14 protein-coding genes and 1 pseudogene are annotated in these 17,386 nt (G+C 70.6%); 9 read left to right on the top strand and 6 right to left on the bottom strand.

The window, feature by feature from the left end; genetic code table 11:
• Positions 1–12: 12 nt before the first annotated feature.
• Entirely contained in the window at positions 13–846 is an 834-nt protein-coding gene (locus tag ABZ470_RS16520) for an alpha/beta hydrolase (protein ID WP_362911889.1), read from the top strand.
• A gap of 31 nt (positions 847–877) precedes the next feature.
• On the opposite strand, the gene ABZ470_RS16525 is transcribed toward ABZ470_RS16520, so the two are convergent.
• Both ABZ470_RS16525 and ABZ470_RS16530 read right to left on the bottom strand, forming a co-directional pair.
• Complete coding sequence (locus ABZ470_RS16525) at positions 878–1,993, bottom strand: HAMP domain-containing sensor histidine kinase (protein ID WP_362911890.1); 1,116 nt, start codon at positions 1,991–1,993, stop codon at positions 878–880.
• Positions 1,990–2,652: a response regulator transcription factor gene (locus ABZ470_RS16530; RefSeq protein WP_362911891.1), complete on the bottom strand. Its 663-nt coding sequence runs from the start codon at positions 2,650–2,652 to the stop codon at positions 1,990–1,992. The genes ABZ470_RS16525 and ABZ470_RS16530 overlap by 4 nt, the downstream gene beginning before the upstream one ends.
• Positions 2,653–2,800: 148 nt before the next feature.
• Between ABZ470_RS16530 and ABZ470_RS16535 the strand changes: the two genes are divergently transcribed.
• Positions 2,801–4,321 carry a hypothetical protein gene (locus ABZ470_RS16535; RefSeq protein WP_362911892.1) on the top strand — a complete coding sequence of 507 codons (1,521 nt, stop codon included), beginning with the start codon at positions 2,801–2,803 and terminating at the stop codon, positions 4,319–4,321.
• A gap of 57 nt (positions 4,322–4,378) precedes the next feature.
• Here ABZ470_RS16535 and ABZ470_RS16540 read toward each other — a convergent pair whose 3' ends face one another.
• The 3 genes from ABZ470_RS16540 to ABZ470_RS16550 all read right to left on the bottom strand — a co-directional run bounded on the left by ABZ470_RS16540 (position 4,379) and on the right by ABZ470_RS16550 (position 9,201).
• Positions 4,379–6,094, bottom strand: coding sequence for an ABC transporter ATP-binding protein (locus ABZ470_RS16540; RefSeq protein ID WP_362911893.1), 1,716 nt, complete (start codon positions 6,092–6,094; stop codon positions 4,379–4,381).
• On the bottom strand, positions 6,091–7,878 hold the full coding sequence (locus ABZ470_RS16545; protein ID WP_362911894.1) for an ABC transporter ATP-binding protein: 1,788 nt from the start codon (positions 7,876–7,878) through the stop codon (positions 6,091–6,093). Before ABZ470_RS16545 ends, ABZ470_RS16540 begins: the two co-directional genes overlap by 4 nt.
• Before the next feature lie 204 nt (positions 7,879–8,082).
• Positions 8,083–9,201 (bottom strand): serine hydrolase domain-containing protein, encoded by a 1,119-nt coding sequence (locus ABZ470_RS16550; RefSeq protein ID WP_362911895.1) that lies wholly within the window; start codon positions 9,199–9,201, stop codon positions 8,083–8,085.
• Positions 9,202–9,703: 502 nt separating this feature from the next.
• On the opposite strand from ABZ470_RS16550, the gene ABZ470_RS16555 reads away from it, so the two are divergent.
• The 3 genes from ABZ470_RS16555 to ABZ470_RS16565 are packed head-to-tail and all read left to right on the top strand — an operon-like array spanning position 9,704 to position 11,555.
• Positions 9,704–10,282, top strand: coding sequence for a PadR family transcriptional regulator (locus ABZ470_RS16555; RefSeq protein ID WP_352013344.1), 579 nt, complete (start codon positions 9,704–9,706; stop codon positions 10,280–10,282).
• Positions 10,279–11,079: an NAD(P)H-binding protein gene (locus ABZ470_RS16560; RefSeq protein ID WP_362911896.1), complete on the top strand. Its 801-nt coding sequence runs from the start codon at positions 10,279–10,281 to the stop codon at positions 11,077–11,079. The genes ABZ470_RS16555 and ABZ470_RS16560 overlap by 4 nt, the downstream gene beginning before the upstream one ends.
• Before the next feature lie 8 nt (positions 11,080–11,087).
• Complete coding sequence (locus ABZ470_RS16565; protein ID WP_352013346.1) at positions 11,088–11,555, top strand: hemerythrin domain-containing protein; 468 nt, start codon at positions 11,088–11,090, stop codon at positions 11,553–11,555.
• Between the two features lie 307 nt (positions 11,556–11,862).
• On the opposite strand, the gene ABZ470_RS16570 is transcribed toward ABZ470_RS16565, so the two are convergent.
• Entirely contained in the window at positions 11,863–12,183 is a 321-nt protein-coding gene (locus tag ABZ470_RS16570; RefSeq protein ID WP_352013347.1) for a hypothetical protein, read from the bottom strand.
• 440 nt (positions 12,184–12,623) lie between these two features.
• Between ABZ470_RS16570 and ABZ470_RS16575 the strand changes: the two are divergent.
• The 4 genes and pseudogenes from ABZ470_RS16575 to ABZ470_RS16590 all read left to right on the top strand — a co-directional run.
• Positions 12,624–14,871, top strand: a pseudogene (locus ABZ470_RS16575) (DUF4158 domain-containing protein); the annotation flags it as partial.
• 686 nt (positions 14,872–15,557) lie between these two features.
• Positions 15,558–15,941 carry a hypothetical protein gene (locus ABZ470_RS16580; RefSeq protein WP_362911897.1) on the top strand — a complete coding sequence of 128 codons (384 nt, stop codon included), beginning with the start codon at positions 15,558–15,560 and terminating at the stop codon, positions 15,939–15,941.
• A gap of 135 nt (positions 15,942–16,076) precedes the next feature.
• The gene (locus tag ABZ470_RS16585) at positions 16,077–16,271 is read left to right on the top strand and encodes a hypothetical protein (protein WP_362911898.1); all 195 of its coding nucleotides are present in this window, start codon (positions 16,077–16,079) and stop codon (positions 16,269–16,271) included.
• Positions 16,272–16,453: 182 nt separating this feature from the next.
• Entirely contained in the window at positions 16,454–17,353 is a 900-nt protein-coding gene (locus tag ABZ470_RS16590; RefSeq protein WP_362911900.1) for an aminoglycoside phosphotransferase family protein, read from the top strand.
• The last annotated feature ends 33 nt before the right edge of the window (positions 17,354–17,386 follow it).

Here is a 17,386-nt window from a genome sequence, read left to right on the forward strand (position 1 = left end):
AGGAGGAGTCGGATGTCCGCTCCCACCCCGCTGTTCCGCGCGAACGGCCCGCTGACGGGTGAGGTGCACATGAGCGTGCTCGGCCCTGAGTCCGGGCCGCCTGCGGTCCTCGTGCACGGCTCCACGAGCTGGGGCGACGACCCGGTGTACGGTTTCGCGGCGCAACGCCCGCTGGCCGGCCGGTTCCGGCTGCTCCTGATGGACCGCCGGGGTTACGGCGGCAGCCCGGACGCCGGGGACAGGTTCCCCGGCGACTACCTGGCCGACGCCGACGACGTCGCCGAACTCCTCGGCGCGGGCGCGCACCTGGTCGGCCACTCCTACGGCGCCGTCGGAGCCATGATCGCGGCGGCGCGCAGGCCGGAGGCGGTGCGCTCGCTCACCCTGGTCGAGCCAGGCTGCTACCAGGCGGCCGCCGACCACCCCGCCGTGGCCGAGGCGCTGCGCGCCAACCGCGCCGCCTACGCCGACCTTCCCGACCTCACGCCCGAGGAGTGGCTGCGGACCGCCGCCGACTCGGCCGGCACGCCGGAGCCGGAGACAGGCGATCGGCGGTTGCGCGCGGCCGCCACGGCGCTGCGCGAACGCGTCTGCTGGGAGGCGGGTCTCCCGCTGCCGGCGCTGCGGGCGGCGGCCTTCCCCAAGCTGGTCGTCTCGGGCACCTGGGAGGAGGCCCTCGGGCCGTACCGGGAGCGCGGCGGTGTCCCTCTCATGGCCTGCGCGCGCGTCACCGCCGAGCGGATCGGAGCACGGCACGAGCAGGTGCCGGGCAGCGCCCACTACCCGCACGTCGAGGCGCCGGAGCGGCTCAACGCGCTGCTCACCGCCTTCTGGTCCGGCGCATGAACGGCCGCCCTCGCGTGGTCGTTCCCCGACGTCAGGGATGGTTCGGATGGGCTTCGGAGGCGAACCAGACGGTGATGGACAAGCCGCCTTCGGGGCGTGCGCCGGCGATGAGGGTGGCGCGGTGCGCCTGGGCGACGGCGTTGACAATGGCGAGGCCAAGGCCGTGGCCGTCGTGGTGGCCGTGACGATCGGGTGCCAGTCTCTGGAAGGGTTGAAAGAGGCGCTGGACCTGGTCGCCGGGTATGACCGGTCCGCTGTTGGTGACCGTAAGGGCCACCTGGGTGCCGGAGGACTGAGTGGCGACCCTCACGTGCCCGTCCGGGAGGTTGTGGCGGATGGCGTTGTCGATGAGGTTGGCGACGAGGCTTTCGATCAGTCCCGGGTCCCCGGCCGTCACCGCGGGCGACAGGTGTTCGGTGAGGTCGACGCCCTTCTCCGCGACCTGGTGACGGCGGGAGGCGAGCACTCCTTCGACGATGTGGGCAAGATCGAGGGCGTCCCGGCGGGTGACGCCGCGCTCGCCGGTGGCCAGGGCGAGCAGTGCCTGGACGAGCCGCTCCTGGTGTCCGCCGAGGGCGAGGGCCTCCTGGCAGGCCGAGCGCAGGGTGTCGGTGTCGGCGTCGGTGTCGGCGAGGGCGACTTCAAGGAGGGTGCGCAGGCCGGCGAGCGGGGTGCGCAGCTCGTGGGAGGCGTTGGCGACGAAGTGGCGCTGGGCGTCGAAGGAGGCCTGAAGGCGGGCGAACAGGTCGTCGAGGGTGTGGCCGAGTTCGGTCAGCTCGTCCATGGGCTCGCCGAGGTCAAGGCGCCGGTGGAGGTCGCCGGCGGAGATGATTTTGGCGGTGGCGGTGATGGCGCGCAGCGGACGCAGGAACCGGCCGGAGACGAACCAGCCGAGGACCAGGGCGACGGGAATCAGAAGGGCCAGGGCGACGGCGGATCCCGTGAGAAGTCGGGGAGGGCCGATCCATGGCCCGGCTTCGGCGATCGCACCCGGCGAAGGACGGCCTGCGGACGTGGCCGCGTCGACGCTGGCGAGCGGGACGGCGACGAACAGGAGCACGAGGACTCCGGCGGCGTAGACGCCCGCCGCGTAGGCGAGCGCGAGCCGCGTCTGCAAGGACCTTCCGGCGAGCCGCAGGCGGGTCATGACGGTCCGATGCGGTAGCCGCCTTCGCGGACGGTCTCGATCACGGGCGGGTCGCCGAGCTTGGCCCGTAGCCGGTGCACGGTGTGCTTGACGGCGCTGCTGAAGGGATCGGCGGCCTCGTCCCAGACGCGCTCAAGGAGTTCCTCGGCGGAGACGACCAGGCCGGGTACGGCGAGCAGGCATTCGAGCAGGGCGAACTCTCTGGGGCTCAGCTCAAGGCGCCGACCGGCCCGGAACACGGCACGGCGGGCCGGATCGAGGGTGATGTCCCCACATGCCAGGGTCGGCGGCAGCGGCGGGGTGGCACGGCGGGCCAGGGCACGGACGCGGGCGACCAGTTCGGTGAACGCGAACGGTTTGGGCAGGTAGTCGTCGGCGCCGAGACCCAGCCCGTCGACACGGTCCTCGACCGTGCCGGAGGCGGTGAGCATCAGTACACGGGTCGCACAGCGGCTGTGGGCGAGTCGCCTGCAGATCTCGTCCCCGTGGACGCCGGGCAGGTCGCGGTCGAGGAGCACCACGTCGTAGCGGGTGGCGGCCAGGCGCTCAAGGGCGGTGGTTCCGTCCAGGACGACGTCGACGGCCATGCCCTCGCGGCGCAGCCCGGTTCCGATGGAGCGGGCGAGGATCTCGAAGTCCTCGACGACGAGGACTCTCACCGCTCACCGCCGCTCGTCGCGCGGGCAGGACGGCCGGTCCGGCCGCCGGGTCGGGAAGGCATGGGTCAACGATGCCAGATCCCCGGTCGCAGCCAGGTCGCAGCGGCTGCGACCTGGCTGGAACCGGGTGCCGCGTACAACCGTCGGCATGAGTTCATTCACGCCCCACCGATCCGTCCGGCGGGCCGGTTTCCTTCGGACGCTGCGCGCGGAGTGGACGAGGTTCCGCTCCGCGCGAGGCCGGGTGCTCGCCATGGTGGCCTCCGTGCTGGTCACCGTTTCGCTCGGGCTGCTGATCGCCGCAGGCGCCCGCAGCACCTGCGTGACCGGGAAGGGCGAGGGCCCCTGCCCCGCGCCCCTGGTGGGACCCGACGGCACGGCGGTGATGGACAAGTACTACTTCGTGCACCAGACGCTCAAGGGGAACGGCGGCGTCACCGCCCGGGTATCGGACATGACCGGGCTGATCCGGCTGCCGGACGCCGTACCCGGGGCGCGCAACGTCAAGGAGGGGGTGGTGCCGTGGGCGAAGGCCGGCCTCCTGGTCAGGCAGAGCCTCGAACAGGGCACGCCGTATGCCGCCGTCATGCTCACCGGAGATCACGGCGTGCGGATGCAGTACAACTACGTCCACGACGTGCCCGGCGGTCCTCACAACGGCCCGCAGTGGCTACGGCTGACCAGGTCGGGCGACACCGTCACCGGCTACGAGTCGGACGACGGCAGGACGTGGACCGAGGTCGGCACGGTCACGCTGACCGGGCTGCCGGAGGCGGTCGAGATCGGGCTGTTCGCCGCCTCGCCAGGCGCCCTGTGGGATATGGCGCAGGCCTTCGCCCAGGCCACCGCGACCTTCGACCGGATCACGCTGCAGGGCGCGAACGGTTCGTGGCGTCACGACGACGTCGGCGTCGTCATGGAGTCCGACGGCAGGACCCCCCATCACCCGGGCGGGGTCGTCGAGTCCGGCGACAAGCTCATCGTGACCGGGGGCGGTGACATCGGGCCCGCCACGATGGAGGGCGGTCTGCGCGCCGACCTCATGCTGATCGGCGGGGCCGTGGGACTGGTCCCGATGCTCGTGGCGGCGGTCATGTTCCTCCCGGCGGGACACCGGAGCGGACCGATCGGGAACGGCCCGCCGGTCGAGCCGTATCCGGCGCGGCCGCTGGCGGCCAGGGCCGCGGTGGTCGGCGTGGCCGCGTTCGTGACGGGGCTGGCGGCCTCGGGAGTCGTGGTCCCTGCCGGTCTGGCGATGTTGCGCGCCAACCAGAACCCGGTCCAGCCGATCACCCTGGGTACCGAACTACGGGTGATCGTCGGCTACGCGGCGCTGACCGCGGCCGCCTGCGTGCTGGCTCTGGGCCTGGCCGCGCTGGTCAGGCGGGCTGTCGTCGCCGTCGGGCTGGCCGTCGCGCTTGTCGTCGTGCCCCACCTGCTGGCGGCCGCTGGTGTGGCGCCGTGGCTGCTGACGATCACCCCTGCCGCCGGGTTCGCGATCACACAGAGCGTCCCCACGTTCGCGCATGTGGACGTGGACCCGTCACCGCTGGGGGGCCACTACCCACTCCCGCCATGGGCAGGTTTGGCCGTGACCTGTGGATACGCCGCCTTCACCCTGGGGGCGGCGATCGCCGCACGCCGGCCCTCGCGCGCGGCTCGGCTCTGACGCGTGGGTGGTTCCGGGCGGTCGTCGGTCCAGCCGACCGCCCGGAACGGGCCCGGCTCAGTCGTGGTCCGCCGGTGTCAGGGAGGCACCCCAGAAGTCGGCGTAGCGGCCGGCGCGGCGGAGCAGTTCGTCGTGGCCTCCCTCCTCCACGATCCGGCCTCCGTCGAGGAAGGCGATGCGGTCGGCACGCCGGACGGTTCGCATCCGATGAGCGACCATCACGACCGTCCGGCCGGCCATCAGGCGTTCGATGCCCTCGTGGACGGCCGCCTCGTTCACCGGGTCCAGGGCGGAGGTCACCTCGTCCAGGAGCACGATGGGCGCGTCCTTCAGCAGCGCGCGAGCGATCGAGACACGCTGACGTTCGCCTCCCGACAGCAGCGCGCCGCCTTCGCCGACCTTCGCCGCCCATCCGCCGGGCAGCCGGTTGATCACCTCGTCCAGCCGCGCGGCGCTCGCCGCCGTCCGCAGCTCGGCCTCTGTGGCCTCGGGGCGGCCCAGCCGTACGTTGTCCTCAATCGTGCCGTCGAAGAGGTGGACGTCCTGGAAGACGATGGCGATCCGCGCCGTCAACACCTCGGTGTCGATGGCGCGCACGTCCACCCCTCCTACGCGCACCGCGCCCGCGTCCACGTCGTGGAACCGTGCGAGCAACTGCAGCAGCGTGCTCTTGCCCGCGCCTGAGGGGCCGACCACGGCGAGCCGCTGCCCCTCGGGCACCGTCAACGACAGGTCGTCGAACACCGTGCGGTCACCATGCTGGAAGGCGACGGACTCCACCTCCAAACCGTGACCCACCGGCTGGATCGGCTGCGGTGCCTCCGGCAGCGGCTCGGTGCGCAGGACCGCGTCGAGTCTGGCCAGTTCGGAGCGTGCGGCGCGGAGCTTGCCACCGATGTCGGCCAGCGACAGGACCGGATCGGCGCAGCGGGCGGCCAGCACCAGGATCGTCAGCACCTCCGCGACACCGATGCTCCCGCCGAGCGCGAGGTAGGCGCCCAGAACAAGCAACACGGTGAACATCGCCTGCACCACGAGCGTCAAGCCGATCATGCCGGGCAGTACCGACAACACGGTACGGCGGGAAGCGCGCTGAAGTTCCCGCAGCGCGTCGTCGAGCAACGCGAAGCGTTGGACGCTCCGCCCGCCGGCGCGCAGCACCGGCTGAGCCTGAAGGAACTCGACGACCCGCCCGGTGGCCTCGGCGTCACGTTCGTGGCGGCCTGCGTCGTCCGCGGCCATCGAGCGGCCGGTCCAGATCTGGATCGCCGCCACGAACGGCACGGCGGCCAGCGCGGCCAGCCCCAGCTGCCAGTTGAAGGCGAGCATCACGCCGACGATCGTCACGGGGGTGACGAGGGCGGAGATGTAGGGCGCCAGCAGGTGCGCGATCGCGCCCATCGTCTCCAGCACGCCCTGGCCGGCCAGGACGGACACCTCCCCGACCCGGCCGGCGTTGTACCAGCCGAGGGGCAGCCGGGCCAGGTGATCGCCGAGGCGGTGATACATCCCGCGCAACAGCGTGATTCCGGCGCGGAAACCCAGCAGATCGCTGACATAGCGCAGCACCGCGTAGATCACGACCGCGCCGCCGAACGCGATCAGCCACGGCAGCGCGTCCGCGGGGGCGCCGCCGAACAGGGCCCGCAGCACGGGAACCAGCAGGGCGTAGGACAAACCCTCGACGATCGCGGTCGTCGTCATCAAGGCCACGGTGCGACGCACCGGCCGGGCGTGATCATGGCCCAGGACGTGCAGCAGCATGCGGATCATCGGTACTCCCTGGATCGCCAGAAGGCGGCGAATCTCCCGTTCGCCGCCAGGAGGTCGGCGGGCCTGCCCTGCTCGACGATCGACCCGTTGTCCAGCATCACGACGGTGTCGGCGTCGGCGACCGTCTCAAGGCGGTGGGCGATGACCAGGATCGTGCGATCGCCCTCCAGCGCCCTCAGCGCCTGCCGTACCGCCTGCTCGGTCTGCGGGTCGGCGAACGCGGTCGCCTCGTCCAGCACCAGGACGGGCGTGTCGGCGAGCAGCGCGCGGGCGAGCGCGATCCGCTGCGCCTCGCCACCCGACAGCCCGGCCTCCTGCCCGATCACCGTGTCGTAGCCGTGCGGCAGCTCAAGGATCCGATCATGGATGTTCGCCGTCCGGGCGGCGCGCACCACCTCGTCGAGATCGGCGTGCGGTACGGCGAGCATGATGTTGTCGGCGACCGACGCGCGCAGCAGGCGCACGTCCTGGAAGACGAAGGAGACCGTCCGGTAGAGGTCATGGCTGCTGAGCCGGCGCAGATCGACGCCGCCCAGGGTGATCGAACCGTGGGCCGGGTCGAAGAAGCGCGGCAGCAACCGGACCAGCGTGGACTTGCCGCCGCCCGAGGGCCCGACGATCGCGGTGACCGTGCCCGGTTCGAGGACCAGGTCGATCCCGCGCAGCACCTCGCGATCGTCTTCGTAGCCGAAGCGGACGCTCCGCAGTTCCACCCGGTGGCCCTGTGGCGCGATCGGGCGCGCGGGCTCGGGCAGCGGCGCAACCTCAAGCACGTCCCGAATCCGGCCGACCGCGCGCCTGGCGGCCTGCAGGTCGTCGAAGCTGTGGGCGATGAGGGCCGCAACCGGAGCGGTCAGCCCCAGTCCCAGCAGCAGGAAGGGCAGCAGGTCGGCCGGGGGCAGGCCACCGGTCGTGATCAGGACGGTGCCGCCGATCAGGACGACCAGCAGTACGAACGGCGGTGACAGCACCAGCTGCATTCCGGCGGCGATCACCGAGAGGCCGCGCACGAAGCGGTGGTAGACGTCGACGAAATCGTCGGTGGCCGTGCGGAACCTGCGGTGGGCGCGCCCGGAACCGCCGAACGCCTTGACCACGGAGATGCCCTGGACGAACTCGACGACGGAATCGGCGATCCGTCCCATGGCCGCGTCGAACCGCCTCTCCTCGCGCAGCCGGGCCGGGGTCATCATCAGCGGGACGTGCGCCAGGGCCAGCACCACCGGGATCAGCGTGATCAACGTGAGCCGCCAGTCGACGGTGAACAGGTAGACCAGCGAGAGCAGCGGCACCACGAACGCGGCGACGAGTTCGCCGGGGGAGTGGGCGATGAACGGGTGCACGGCACTGACGTCCTGGCCCACCACCTTGGTCAGCTCGCCGGTCCGGCGCCGGGAGAACCAGCCGATCGGCACACGTCCCAGCCGCTCCGCCAGGTGCCGGCGCAGGGCCAGTTGCACCTGACCGTCGAGCAGGTGCCCGATTCCGGACGACGCGGCCGTGAACAGCAGCCGGACAAGCAAGCCGGCCGCACCGGCGATCACGACGAACCAGACACGATCGTGATCGATCGGGCCAGACGCCAGCAGGGCGCGCCCCAGTTCGACGACCGCCAGCAGCGGTGCCAGCCCCGCGACGGCGCCGATCACCTGCAGGATGACAACGGCGGTGAAGCTCCATCGGTAGGGGCGCAGCAGTCCCGCAACGGACTGTTCCCCCGTGTCGTCGGCGTCCGGTGAGGGTGGGTGCTGCTCCCTCGTCGGCGCGAGGTCGGTCGTGGTCATCGTTCTCCTGTCTTCTCTGCGGGCCCCTGTCGGCCGAAGAGGGCCCTTCCGCCTGCGCGGCCGTTCGTCTCGCGGAGCAGTGCGGGCGTGCCGACCGCCGTCTCCACGGCTCGGTGCGGGCCGGGGCGGGCGAGGCAGCGGCATGCCTTCGTCGGTGTCACCGTGTGGGACGTGCCGCGGTGAAAGCGGCGTTCTCCGGCCCGGTCAGCCGTTCATCGCCAGGCCGTACAGGGCCGTGAGCGCGTCGTCGATGGCGTGGGGCCGCGGCTTGCCCGAGGAGTCGAGCCTGCTCCACCTCTGCAGGTTGATCGCGACGGACATCTGCCGCTTGGAGTCGGGGCTGGTCATGGAGATCGTTCCGGCGCCCCAGACCGTGCCGCCGCCGCCCCAGAAGGTGGTGCCGCCGGGGGCCTTCATCGGATACATCCCGAGGCCGTACTCGATCGTCTTGCCCTCCTGGGAGATGACCGTGACGGTGCGTCGCATCTGCACCAGCGACGACCGGCTGACGATCTCGCCGTCGAACAGCAGGCCGAAGAAGCGGTTGAGATCCGCCACGGTCGACACCAGCGAACCCGCCACACCCGCATATGACATGTCAAAGACGCTGAAGTCCCGCGGTGGGTCGATCAGGCCGAACCACGCCTCGTACATCTGCGAGTGCGGCCCGCCGAGGTGCGGTCCGTCGGGAAACCCGGTGTCCTGGAGTCCGGCGCGTTCGACGACGTTCTGAGTGATGTACTTCTCGGCCGTGGTGCCGGTCACCTGTTCCAGGAGTTGGCCGAGGAGCAGGTAGTTGGTGTTGGAGTACAGCCCCGGCGTGCCGCCCGGGGCGCTGAAGGCGGGCGCGGCGACCCCCATCTCGATCAGTTCGACGGGATCGAACCGGGTGAACCGGTGGTCGTCCAGGCTCTGGGGCCTGGTGTCCGCGAGGGCGGGAAACGGCCCGAGGGAGGGATAGGCGTAGGGGAGGTATTCGGCGAGGCCGCTGGTGTGGTTGATCAGCATCCGGACCGTGATCGCATCACCTCGTGAGCCCGGGACCAGTTTCGGAAGGTAGCGCCTGATCGGTGCGTCGAGTCCTATCCGACCGCTCTCGACCTGCTGCAGGACCGCGGCGGCGGTGAAGGTCTTGGTGACGCTGCCGACACGGTGCCGCATGTCGGCGGTGACAGGGCGGCCGACGGCGAGGTCGGCGACCCCGGCGGCGCCGCGCCAGACCTGGTCCTCGGCGCGCACCTCGGCGAACACGCCCGGAACCCCGGCCCGGTGGACGTTCTCGATGGCGGTGTTCAGCTTTGCGGGATCCAGCAGGTTCGTCATGACATGTGACCTTTCGTCTTCCTCGGATGAGCTCCGCACCGACCTGGCGGGACACGGCACGTCGGCCGGTACACTCGTGCACTCATTATGCACGCGGTGCGTGCAACAGCAAGTGCATAGATTGGGCCGAGATCGGTGGGAAGGGTGAAACGGCAGGTCGGGGAGGTCCTGGAGATGGCCTGTGGCAGGCGCGGGCCACCCTCGGGGCTCGTCGCCCGTTCCGGGTGAACGCGACGACGGGGACGGACTTGGCCCTGGCTCCAGCCGCCGGTGTACCGGTCGGGCGGGCGCCGTCCGGCGGGCCGGGCCGCCGGTGCGGGTATGGCCCGACGGCTTGGCGGACTCCGGCCGCACCTCGACGCGGGTGCCGGCCTTCTCGGCGAAGGTCGGTTCGCGGTCCGTCTCCGCTGTGCCGTCCCGGCTTTGCGGCCGGTGCCGGGGCCTGAGCGGGCACGACTACTCGCGTTTGACTAGTTGAGACTACTCGTGTTTGAGTAGTCGGGTGAGCGACACGCGCATGTTCGTGCTCGGCGCCCTGCTGCGCGGTCCGATGCACGGGCATCAGATCCGCAGGCAGGCGCAACTGGACCGCACCGAACTGTGGACCGACGTCAAGGTGGGGTCCCTGTACGGGGCGTTGCACCGGCTGGTCGCCGAGGGCGCGATCGAGGTGGTCCGCACCGAGCAGGCGGCGGGCCCGGCGCGGACGGTGTACGCGCTCACCGCGGCCGGGCGCGAGGAGTTCATCGCACTGCGCGACCGGACACTGCGTGAGGTACGGCTGCGGCCCGACCCGGTGGATCTCGCGTTGCACTACGCCGACGACCTCACCGAGGAGAAGCTGCGGGCACTGATCGGCGACCGGCGTGAGGCGCTGGTCGCCCGGCTGACGGCCTGGCGGCACCAGCGAGAGCAGGCCGAGCCGTACCTGCGCGGGCTGGAGCCGATGACCTTCGACCACACCACGGCACGCCTGCGGGCCGAGATCGCCTGGCACGAGAGCCTGCTGGAGCAGCTGCCGAAACTGCTCGCCGCGAACGACCGCGGCCAAGCGCCGACGACGGAAGGACGGCAGGAATGATTCTGGTGACCGGAGCGACCGGTCCGGTGGGGCGGCACCTCCTCACCACGCTGCGCGGGGACGGCGCGGAGGTGCGCGCCCTCAGCCGCCGTCCCGAGACCGCGAACCTGCCGCACGGCGTTCAGGTGGTCGGCGGTGAGCTGGGCGAGCCGGCGTCGCTGGCGCGGGCGTTGACCGGCGTGGAAGCGGTGTACCTGTTCTCCGCCGGGCGGGCGGCCGGCGGGTTCGCCGCGTCCGCCGTACGCGCCGGGGTCAGGCGGGTCGTGGTGGTCTCCGGGCTCGACGACGACCCCGCCGACGTCGAGCGGCCGTTCACCGACGCCGGGCTGGAATGGACCCATCTGCGGCCCAACGCGTACGCCTCCAACGCGCTGCGGCACTGGGGCGACATGATCCGGTACCAGGGCGCGGTCCGTGTCCCGTACCCGGACGCGGCGACCGCTCCCGTCCACGAGGCCGACCTCGCCGCCGTCGCCGCGATCGTGCTCAGGGGTGGACACGCGGGCCGGCGGTATTCGCTCACCGGGCCGCAGTGGCTGACCTTCCGCGAGCAGGTCGGCGTCCTCGCCCGCGCGCTGGGCCGTGAGCTCGCCCTCGTCGAGGAGACACCGGACCAGGCCCGCGAGCGGATGTCCCGCTACGGCATGCCGGGCTCTGTCGTCGACGAACTCCTGACCATGTGGGCTGCCACCGTCGGAACGCCCGCCACCGTGTCGCCCGTCGTCGAGCAACTCACCGGGCTGCCCGCCCGGAGTTTCGCGCGGTGGGCCGACGAGCACGCCGACGACTTCCGCTGAGGGCCGTCATGCTGCGCAACCGCGTCTTCGCCTGGCATCGGGAGTTACAGGACGTCCACCACCGCCTGGAAAAGGCGCTGGAGGACGCCCGCAGGGCCATCCGCTCCGGCGAACGCGCCCAGAGCCTCAAACCCGAGCTCCGCGACTTCTGCTACACCTTCTGCTCCGCCCTGGGCAGCCATCACCGCAGCGAGGACAGCGACTTCTTCCCGGCCTTGCTGCAGCAGATGCCCGAGCTGGAGCCCACGATCGCCCGCCTGGGGCGTGAGCATGAGGTCCTCGCACGCCTGCTCGCCGACTTCCAGGCGAGCCTCGACGATTCACAGTCGTCACCACAGCGGCTCTTCCGGCAGATCAACGACATCAAGGCCGCGATGAAGGCTCATTTCGGTTTTGAGGAAGGCTCCCTGAACCGGGCACTTCGTGCTCTTGATGTTCCGAAGAGCGACAGGAACCGCATGTTCGGGGACGTCTGACCGCAGCCGGGGCTCCGCGGCCGCCGTCTCATCACGGCGTGTTCGCCCACCGCTGGAGGGGGTTGCCGTGGTACTCGGGAAAGACCGGTTCCGGCCTGGCAGGAGCCGGCGGTGTACGTGACAGCGGCGCGCACTTCGTCGGGCGCGCCGCCTCGGTCGTCGGCGGAACCGGGACACCGGCCGATACCGCTCCTGACGGCTGATCACGGACGTGTTCGGTCACCTGGCGGAGGCGCCGGTGCCACGGCGATGACACTTGATCCACACGCGAGCCCCGTCCGCCTCCTTGGAGATCGGTGGGGCCTGTTCAGCTTTCTGACTTCAAGACGGTCACGCCTCTGATCGCCCCGCCGCCGGGAGGCCTGACGGTGGAGGTGGCGCCGACGGGGGCTTTCTGCCCCGAGTCCGAGCCACAGTAGTTGACCCACGGGTTGACGAAGCAGTAAGACACAACGATCTGGTGGTAGCCGGTACCGGTGGAACAGTAGGAGCTGATGGACCCGTCGCTCCCGTAGGAGATCGAACAGGAGTCGGGCAGGGCATGGGCGGGCGTGGCAACGCCGGTGACGACGGCAGCGGCGATGAGAGCGCCGCCGGAGAGGGTGGCGGCGGCACGTCTTACTTTCACGCGCTGGCTCCTTCCGCGAGGTCGATACCTCGTACTGTTAGGAAAGTTTCCTTATCGGGGAACTTAGCTGGCGTGATCGGCATGTCAAGGTGCCTGTCCGGTCCGTCGTTCTCTCCGCGGTGCCCGGCATGCGGTGACACTCACGGATGTCAGGTGCCAAGATCCTTAAGCTGATGACCGGCCCCGGACGATCGGCAAGCAGCCGGCCGCCGACGGCTTCCCCGTCACCGACGGAGAGCCGACGAGGATGCCGCCCTTCGCCACCGCTGCGGCGGCGAAAGGCGGGCTCGGGGGCATTGGGCTGGAACGGCCTCGGGGATCAATCAGGACGTGGTTAGCGGTAAGGAACGATCTTGCTCACTAGCACAGTGATCCTCCGGACCGCTCGACTTCGGCCGAAGATCGCATGAGGTGATCGGCTGGCGGATACCGTCCGCCCCGTGCCGATGGAGTTCCTGACGGATGAGCAGGCCGGGGCGTACGGACGGTTCGTTGAAGAGCCGACGCGCCCGGAGATGGAGAGGTTCTTCTACCTCGATGACGTGGACCGGCGGCTGATCGGGAAACGGCGGGGTGATCACAACCGTCTGGGCTTCGCGCTGCAGATGTGCACGGTCCGGTACCTGGGGCTCTTCCTGGAGGACCCGCTGGACATGCCGTGGTCGGTGGTCGCGTACGTGGCCGAGCACCTGGGCGTGGAGGACCCCTCGGTGGTGAAGCGGTACACCGAACGGCAGATGACGGCGTACGAGCACGCCTGGGAGATCCGGGACGCCTACGGCTACCACCAGTTCGAGGACGCGGCGTGGGGCAGGCGGTTCCGCACCTTCCTGCACGGGCGGGCCTGGACGCACGCCGAGGGGCCGGTGGCGCTGTTCAACCAGGCGGTGGGGTGGCTGCGGCGCAACCGGGTGCTGCTGCCCGGGGTGTCGGCGCTGGTGCGGCAGGTCGCGGAGGTCCGCACGGTCGCGGAGCGGCGGCTGCACGCCACGGTGGCCAACGCCGCCCGGCGGGCGGACCGCTCGCTGCCCGCGGAACTGGTGGCGCTGCTGCAGGTGCCGGAGGGCAAGCGGATCTCGGAGCTGGAGCGGCTGCGCCGGCCGCCGACACGAACGACCGGCACGAGCATGGCGAAGGCGCTGGAGCGGGTGGACGAGATCTCCGCCTTCCATCTGGGCCGGGTGAAGTTGGACAAGGTGCCGCCGAACCGGCTGGCGACGCTGGCCCGGGTCGGGCTGGGCTCGAAGGCGCCGATCCTGGAACGAGCCCGGGAGCCGCGGCGCACCGCGCTGCTGACCTCTGTGGTGCGGCACTTGGAGGCGTCGGCGATCGACGACGCGCTGGACGTGTTCGCGCTGCTGATGCAGGTGAAGCTGCTGAACGTGGCGAAGCGGGCCACGGACAAGGAGTGGCTGGCGTTCCGGCCCCGGCTGGCGAAGGCGTCGCGCACGGTGCAGGCGGTGTACCGGCTGTGGTCCGAGCAGCTGGACCTGGTCGCCGAGGCTGGCGCCGACCTGGACGCGGCGGCGCTCTTCCTGGCACTGGAGACCGAGGTCGGGCCGCGCGCCGAGGTCGAGGCGGCGGTGCGGCTGCTGGACGAGCTGCTGCCGCCGGGCGACGACGAGTCCGAGGCGGAGATGCGCCGCCAGCTGGCCGGCCGCTACAGCACGGTGCGCCCGTTCCTGTCGCTGCTCGGCGAGTCGAGCGCGCTCGGGGCGGCCTCCGGCGGCAAGCGGGTGCTGGAGGCCGTGAAGCGCCTCCCGGCGCTGGCGCGGCGCAAGGTGAAGGCCAAGCCGCTGCTGCCCCGGGAGATCGACCAGAAGCTGGTGCCGCCGGCCTGGAAAAAGGCGGTGTTCTCCAACCCCGACCTGCCGCCGGGGGCGGTGGACCGGGACGCCTACGCGGTGTGCGTGCTGGAACAGCTGCACAAGGCGCTCGGGCGCCGGGACGTGTTCGCCTCCCCGTCCAACCGCTGGGCCGATCCGCGGGCGCGCCTACTGGACGGCGCGCAGTGGGAGGCGGTCCAGGCGGACGTGCTGCACGGGCTGAGCCTTGAGGAGCCGGTGGCCGAGCACCTGGCCGGACGGGTACGGGCCGCTGGAGCCGCTGGCCCGCAACAAGGTCAACCTGGGCAAGGTGGCCACGCACTGACCGGACATGCTGCGGGTGGCCGGCTCCCTGGTGACCGGCCAGGTCCGCGCCTACGACCTGCTGCGGATGTTCGGCCGCGAAGGCCGCCCGACCCCGCTCGGGCAGGCGTTCATGGAGTACGGGCGGATCGCCAAGACGCTGCACCTGCTGCGGGTGGTCGACCCGGTGGACGACACCTACCGGCGCCAGATGAACCGCCAGCTCACCGTCCAGGAGTCCCGCCACAAGCTCGCCCGCGACATCTGCCACGGCAAGCGCGGCCAGATCATGCAGGCGTACCGCGACGGCCAGGAGGACCAGCTCGGCGCGCTCGGCCTGGTCCTCAACGCCGCGGTGCTGTGGACCACCCGCTACCTGGACGCCGCCGTCGAGCAGCTGCGCTCCCTGCCCGCCGACCAGCGCGAGCACGACGTCCTGGACGAGGACCTCGCCCGGCTCTCCCCGCTCAAGCACGCCAACTTGAATGTGCTGGGCCGCTACAGCTTCCGGCACTCCGGCCCGGCCGGCGGCGGCCTGCGGCCGCTGCGCGACCCGGCCGACGCCCGGGAACCACGAAGACGACGAGGGATAGGGGAAGCCCATTGTCCAGCCCGGTTGCACAGTGTCCTCCGGCTACGCCATCGCGGAGAACGACGTGCTGCAGCACGAAGTCGATGCCAGCGGCAGCTTCGACGACTGGTACGAGGCCCTGACCGAGATGCGCGACCCCACGTCGAGCGCGCCCACCCCGGCCCCGCCACGGACGTGTTACCCGCCCGCGTGGCGGCGCGGAGAAGATCGGCACCGCCATGCGGGAACGCATTCCCTGCAGCAGCGCAGAGCGGCGCACGGCCACGGACTTGTTCGGGTGGTACGGTCCTGGACCGTAGTCGGCGGTATGCCTCGGCACGGTCCTCGGCGCTGCCCAACCGGGGGATGGCGACGGGCTGGTACCGGCCGATCGCAGCGCTGGTGTCCTCTTGCAGCGAGATGGCAGTAGTGGGAGAATAAATAAGAGGCTTGAAGCAAGGCCCCAAATGCGGGAGCCGCTCCGCTCGCCAGTAATAGTGCACACACCTGCTGCTGTCCACGGTAAGCAGTGCTCGCGTCAGCGAGGTTCAAAGATGAAATTCGCATATCTCACGGCGGCTGCGGTTCTGCTGACTCCCATCCCGTTCGCGGGTATGACGCAGCCCGCTGCGGCAGTCCCCACTCACACTGTCTGGGTCAGAGGAACCCTACACGTGTACGACCACGGTGGACTCTTCGGGAGCAGTACGAGCAGCACTCTGAGAATCAAGGCAAACCGCATCCTTACACACAACGGTCGTACAGCGCATGTGTTTGTCTGGACGTGCGCAGGTGGTGAAACCAGGGGCCAGCTAAGCATCACGCTGCGGCTGCTTGGCACCGAAGTGGTTTCCGCCCGGCCATGGCTGCAACTTTACGAAGGGGCGAGCTGCAACAACGACGACCTCGACGATGAGGAACTGTCTCCGAGCCGCACCGTCCCTCGTAATGTTTCGCGGGGCTTCAATCTTTCTGTGACTAATAACGAGTTTGGCTCGTATTACGATTACGCAACAGCGGCCTTTGACGTGACTCATTGGGAAGGAGCCGGGCCGTGAGACTGGCGAGGTCGCACAGCCTCGCAGAAATCAGAGCCCAGCTCGGTGGGCGGCCACGGGCAAGGCCGCCGCAGCGGCGTGCTGACCATCCCGACCACTCCGAAGGCTGCCGGGTTCCCGCCCGGTGGCCTTTCGTTGTGTCGACGCAGCGCGCTCTCCTCCGGCCGGACCATCCGCCGCGGCCAGGGCCACTCCCTCCGGATCACCGCGCCGCTCGAACTCCACCGCACCGCGCTGCAGCAGGCCGCCGCCCTCGCCACCGAATCCGCCAGCTCCGCCGAGCGCAAGGCCCGCCGGGTCTACGCCACCCGCATCACGGCCGCGACCTGATCATCAGGGGCTTATCGCTAACCACGTCCTGATTGATCCCCGAAGCCGTGGAAGGCGCGACCCCCTTGAGTCGGTGCGTGCCCGGGACCACCGGGCACCACGAGAACCTGGGGGATCGAACCGGGAGCCGGATCCTCCCAAGGCAGGGCTGGCTCCGCCTACCTCAAGTACTGTGACTTCGCATGATCGAATCCGAGATTGAGATCAGCGAAGATCTGGTCCGTGACCTACTGCGGGAACAGCACCCGGATCTGGCCGAGCTGCCTATCCGCGAGGTGGCGGGCGGCTGGGGCAACCAGATGTGGCGCCTGGGAGACGAGTTGGTCGTCCGGATGCAGCGGATGGACAACGGCCCCGATCCGCAGCTCAAGGAGCGGCGCTGGCTGCCGGTGCTGGCCTCGCGGCTGCCGCTTCCGATCCCGACCCCGGTGCGGAGCGGTGCACCGTCCGAACGCTTCCCCAAGATCTGGACCGTCATGACATGGGTTGAAGGCACACCGCTGGACCACGGCTCAATCACCCGCGGGGACCACGCGGCCGACATGCTGGCGGCCTTCCTCAAGGCGCTGCATGTGGAGGCGCCCGCCGACGCGCCGGACGCCTCGGACCGTGGTGGCCATCCCAAGGAGTGCACGGACGGCTTCGAGTACTTCCTGCGGACCGTGGATCTCGGGCGTTTTGCCGAGGACGACATCCGGGCCGTGTGGGACGACGCGGTCGCGGCTCCCGAGTGGGAGGGCCCGCGGGTGTGGGTGCACGGTGACCTGCATCCCGCGAACGTCGTCGTGGCGGACGGCACACTGGCGGGCGTCGTCGACTTTGGCGACGTGTTCGCCGGCGACCCGGCGTGGGACCTTGCGGCCGCCTGGGTGCTGCTCCCCACAGGGGGTGCCTCACGGTTCTTCAACGGCTACGCACAGGCGGATGAGGCGACGATCCGACGGGCGCGGGGGCTGGCCGCGATGAAGGGCCTGTTTTTGATGCTGATGGGCCAGAACGGGGACCGTGGCCTGCCCGGCGGCAAGCCGAACTGGGGGCCCGCAGGCCGGTCGGCACTTGAGCGTGTCTTGAAGGGCCTTTGACCGGGGCGTCTGGATCAATCGGATAGCCGTTGG

The organism is Streptosporangium sp. NPDC020072, assembly GCF_040631445.1.
Taxonomy (GTDB): domain Bacteria; phylum Actinomycetota; class Actinomycetes; order Streptosporangiales; family Streptosporangiaceae; genus Streptosporangium.

Coding starts and splice junctions, on each gene's coding strand:
- ABZ470_RS16525 (WP_362911890.1), bottom strand. CDS start 1,993: ATGACCCGCCTGCGGCTCGCCGGAAGGTCCTTGCAGACGCGGCTCGCG.
- ABZ470_RS16550 (WP_362911895.1), bottom strand. CDS start 9,201: ATGACGAACCTGCTGGATCCCGCAAAGCTGAACACCGCCATCGAGAAC.
- ABZ470_RS16545 (WP_362911894.1), bottom strand. CDS start 7,878: ATGACCACGACCGACCTCGCGCCGACGAGGGAGCAGCACCCACCCTCA.
- ABZ470_RS16520 (WP_362911889.1), top strand. CDS start 13: ATGTCCGCTCCCACCCCGCTGTTCCGCGCGAACGGCCCGCTGACGGGT.
- ABZ470_RS16560 (WP_362911896.1), top strand. CDS start 10,279: ATGATTCTGGTGACCGGAGCGACCGGTCCGGTGGGGCGGCACCTCCTC.
- ABZ470_RS16540 (WP_362911893.1), bottom strand. CDS start 6,094: ATGATCCGCATGCTGCTGCACGTCCTGGGCCATGATCACGCCCGGCCG.
- ABZ470_RS16565 (WP_352013346.1), top strand. CDS start 11,088: ATGCTGCGCAACCGCGTCTTCGCCTGGCATCGGGAGTTACAGGACGTC.
- ABZ470_RS16535 (WP_362911892.1), top strand. CDS start 2,801: ATGAGTTCATTCACGCCCCACCGATCCGTCCGGCGGGCCGGTTTCCTT.
- ABZ470_RS16590 (WP_362911900.1), top strand. CDS start 16,454: ATGATCGAATCCGAGATTGAGATCAGCGAAGATCTGGTCCGTGACCTA.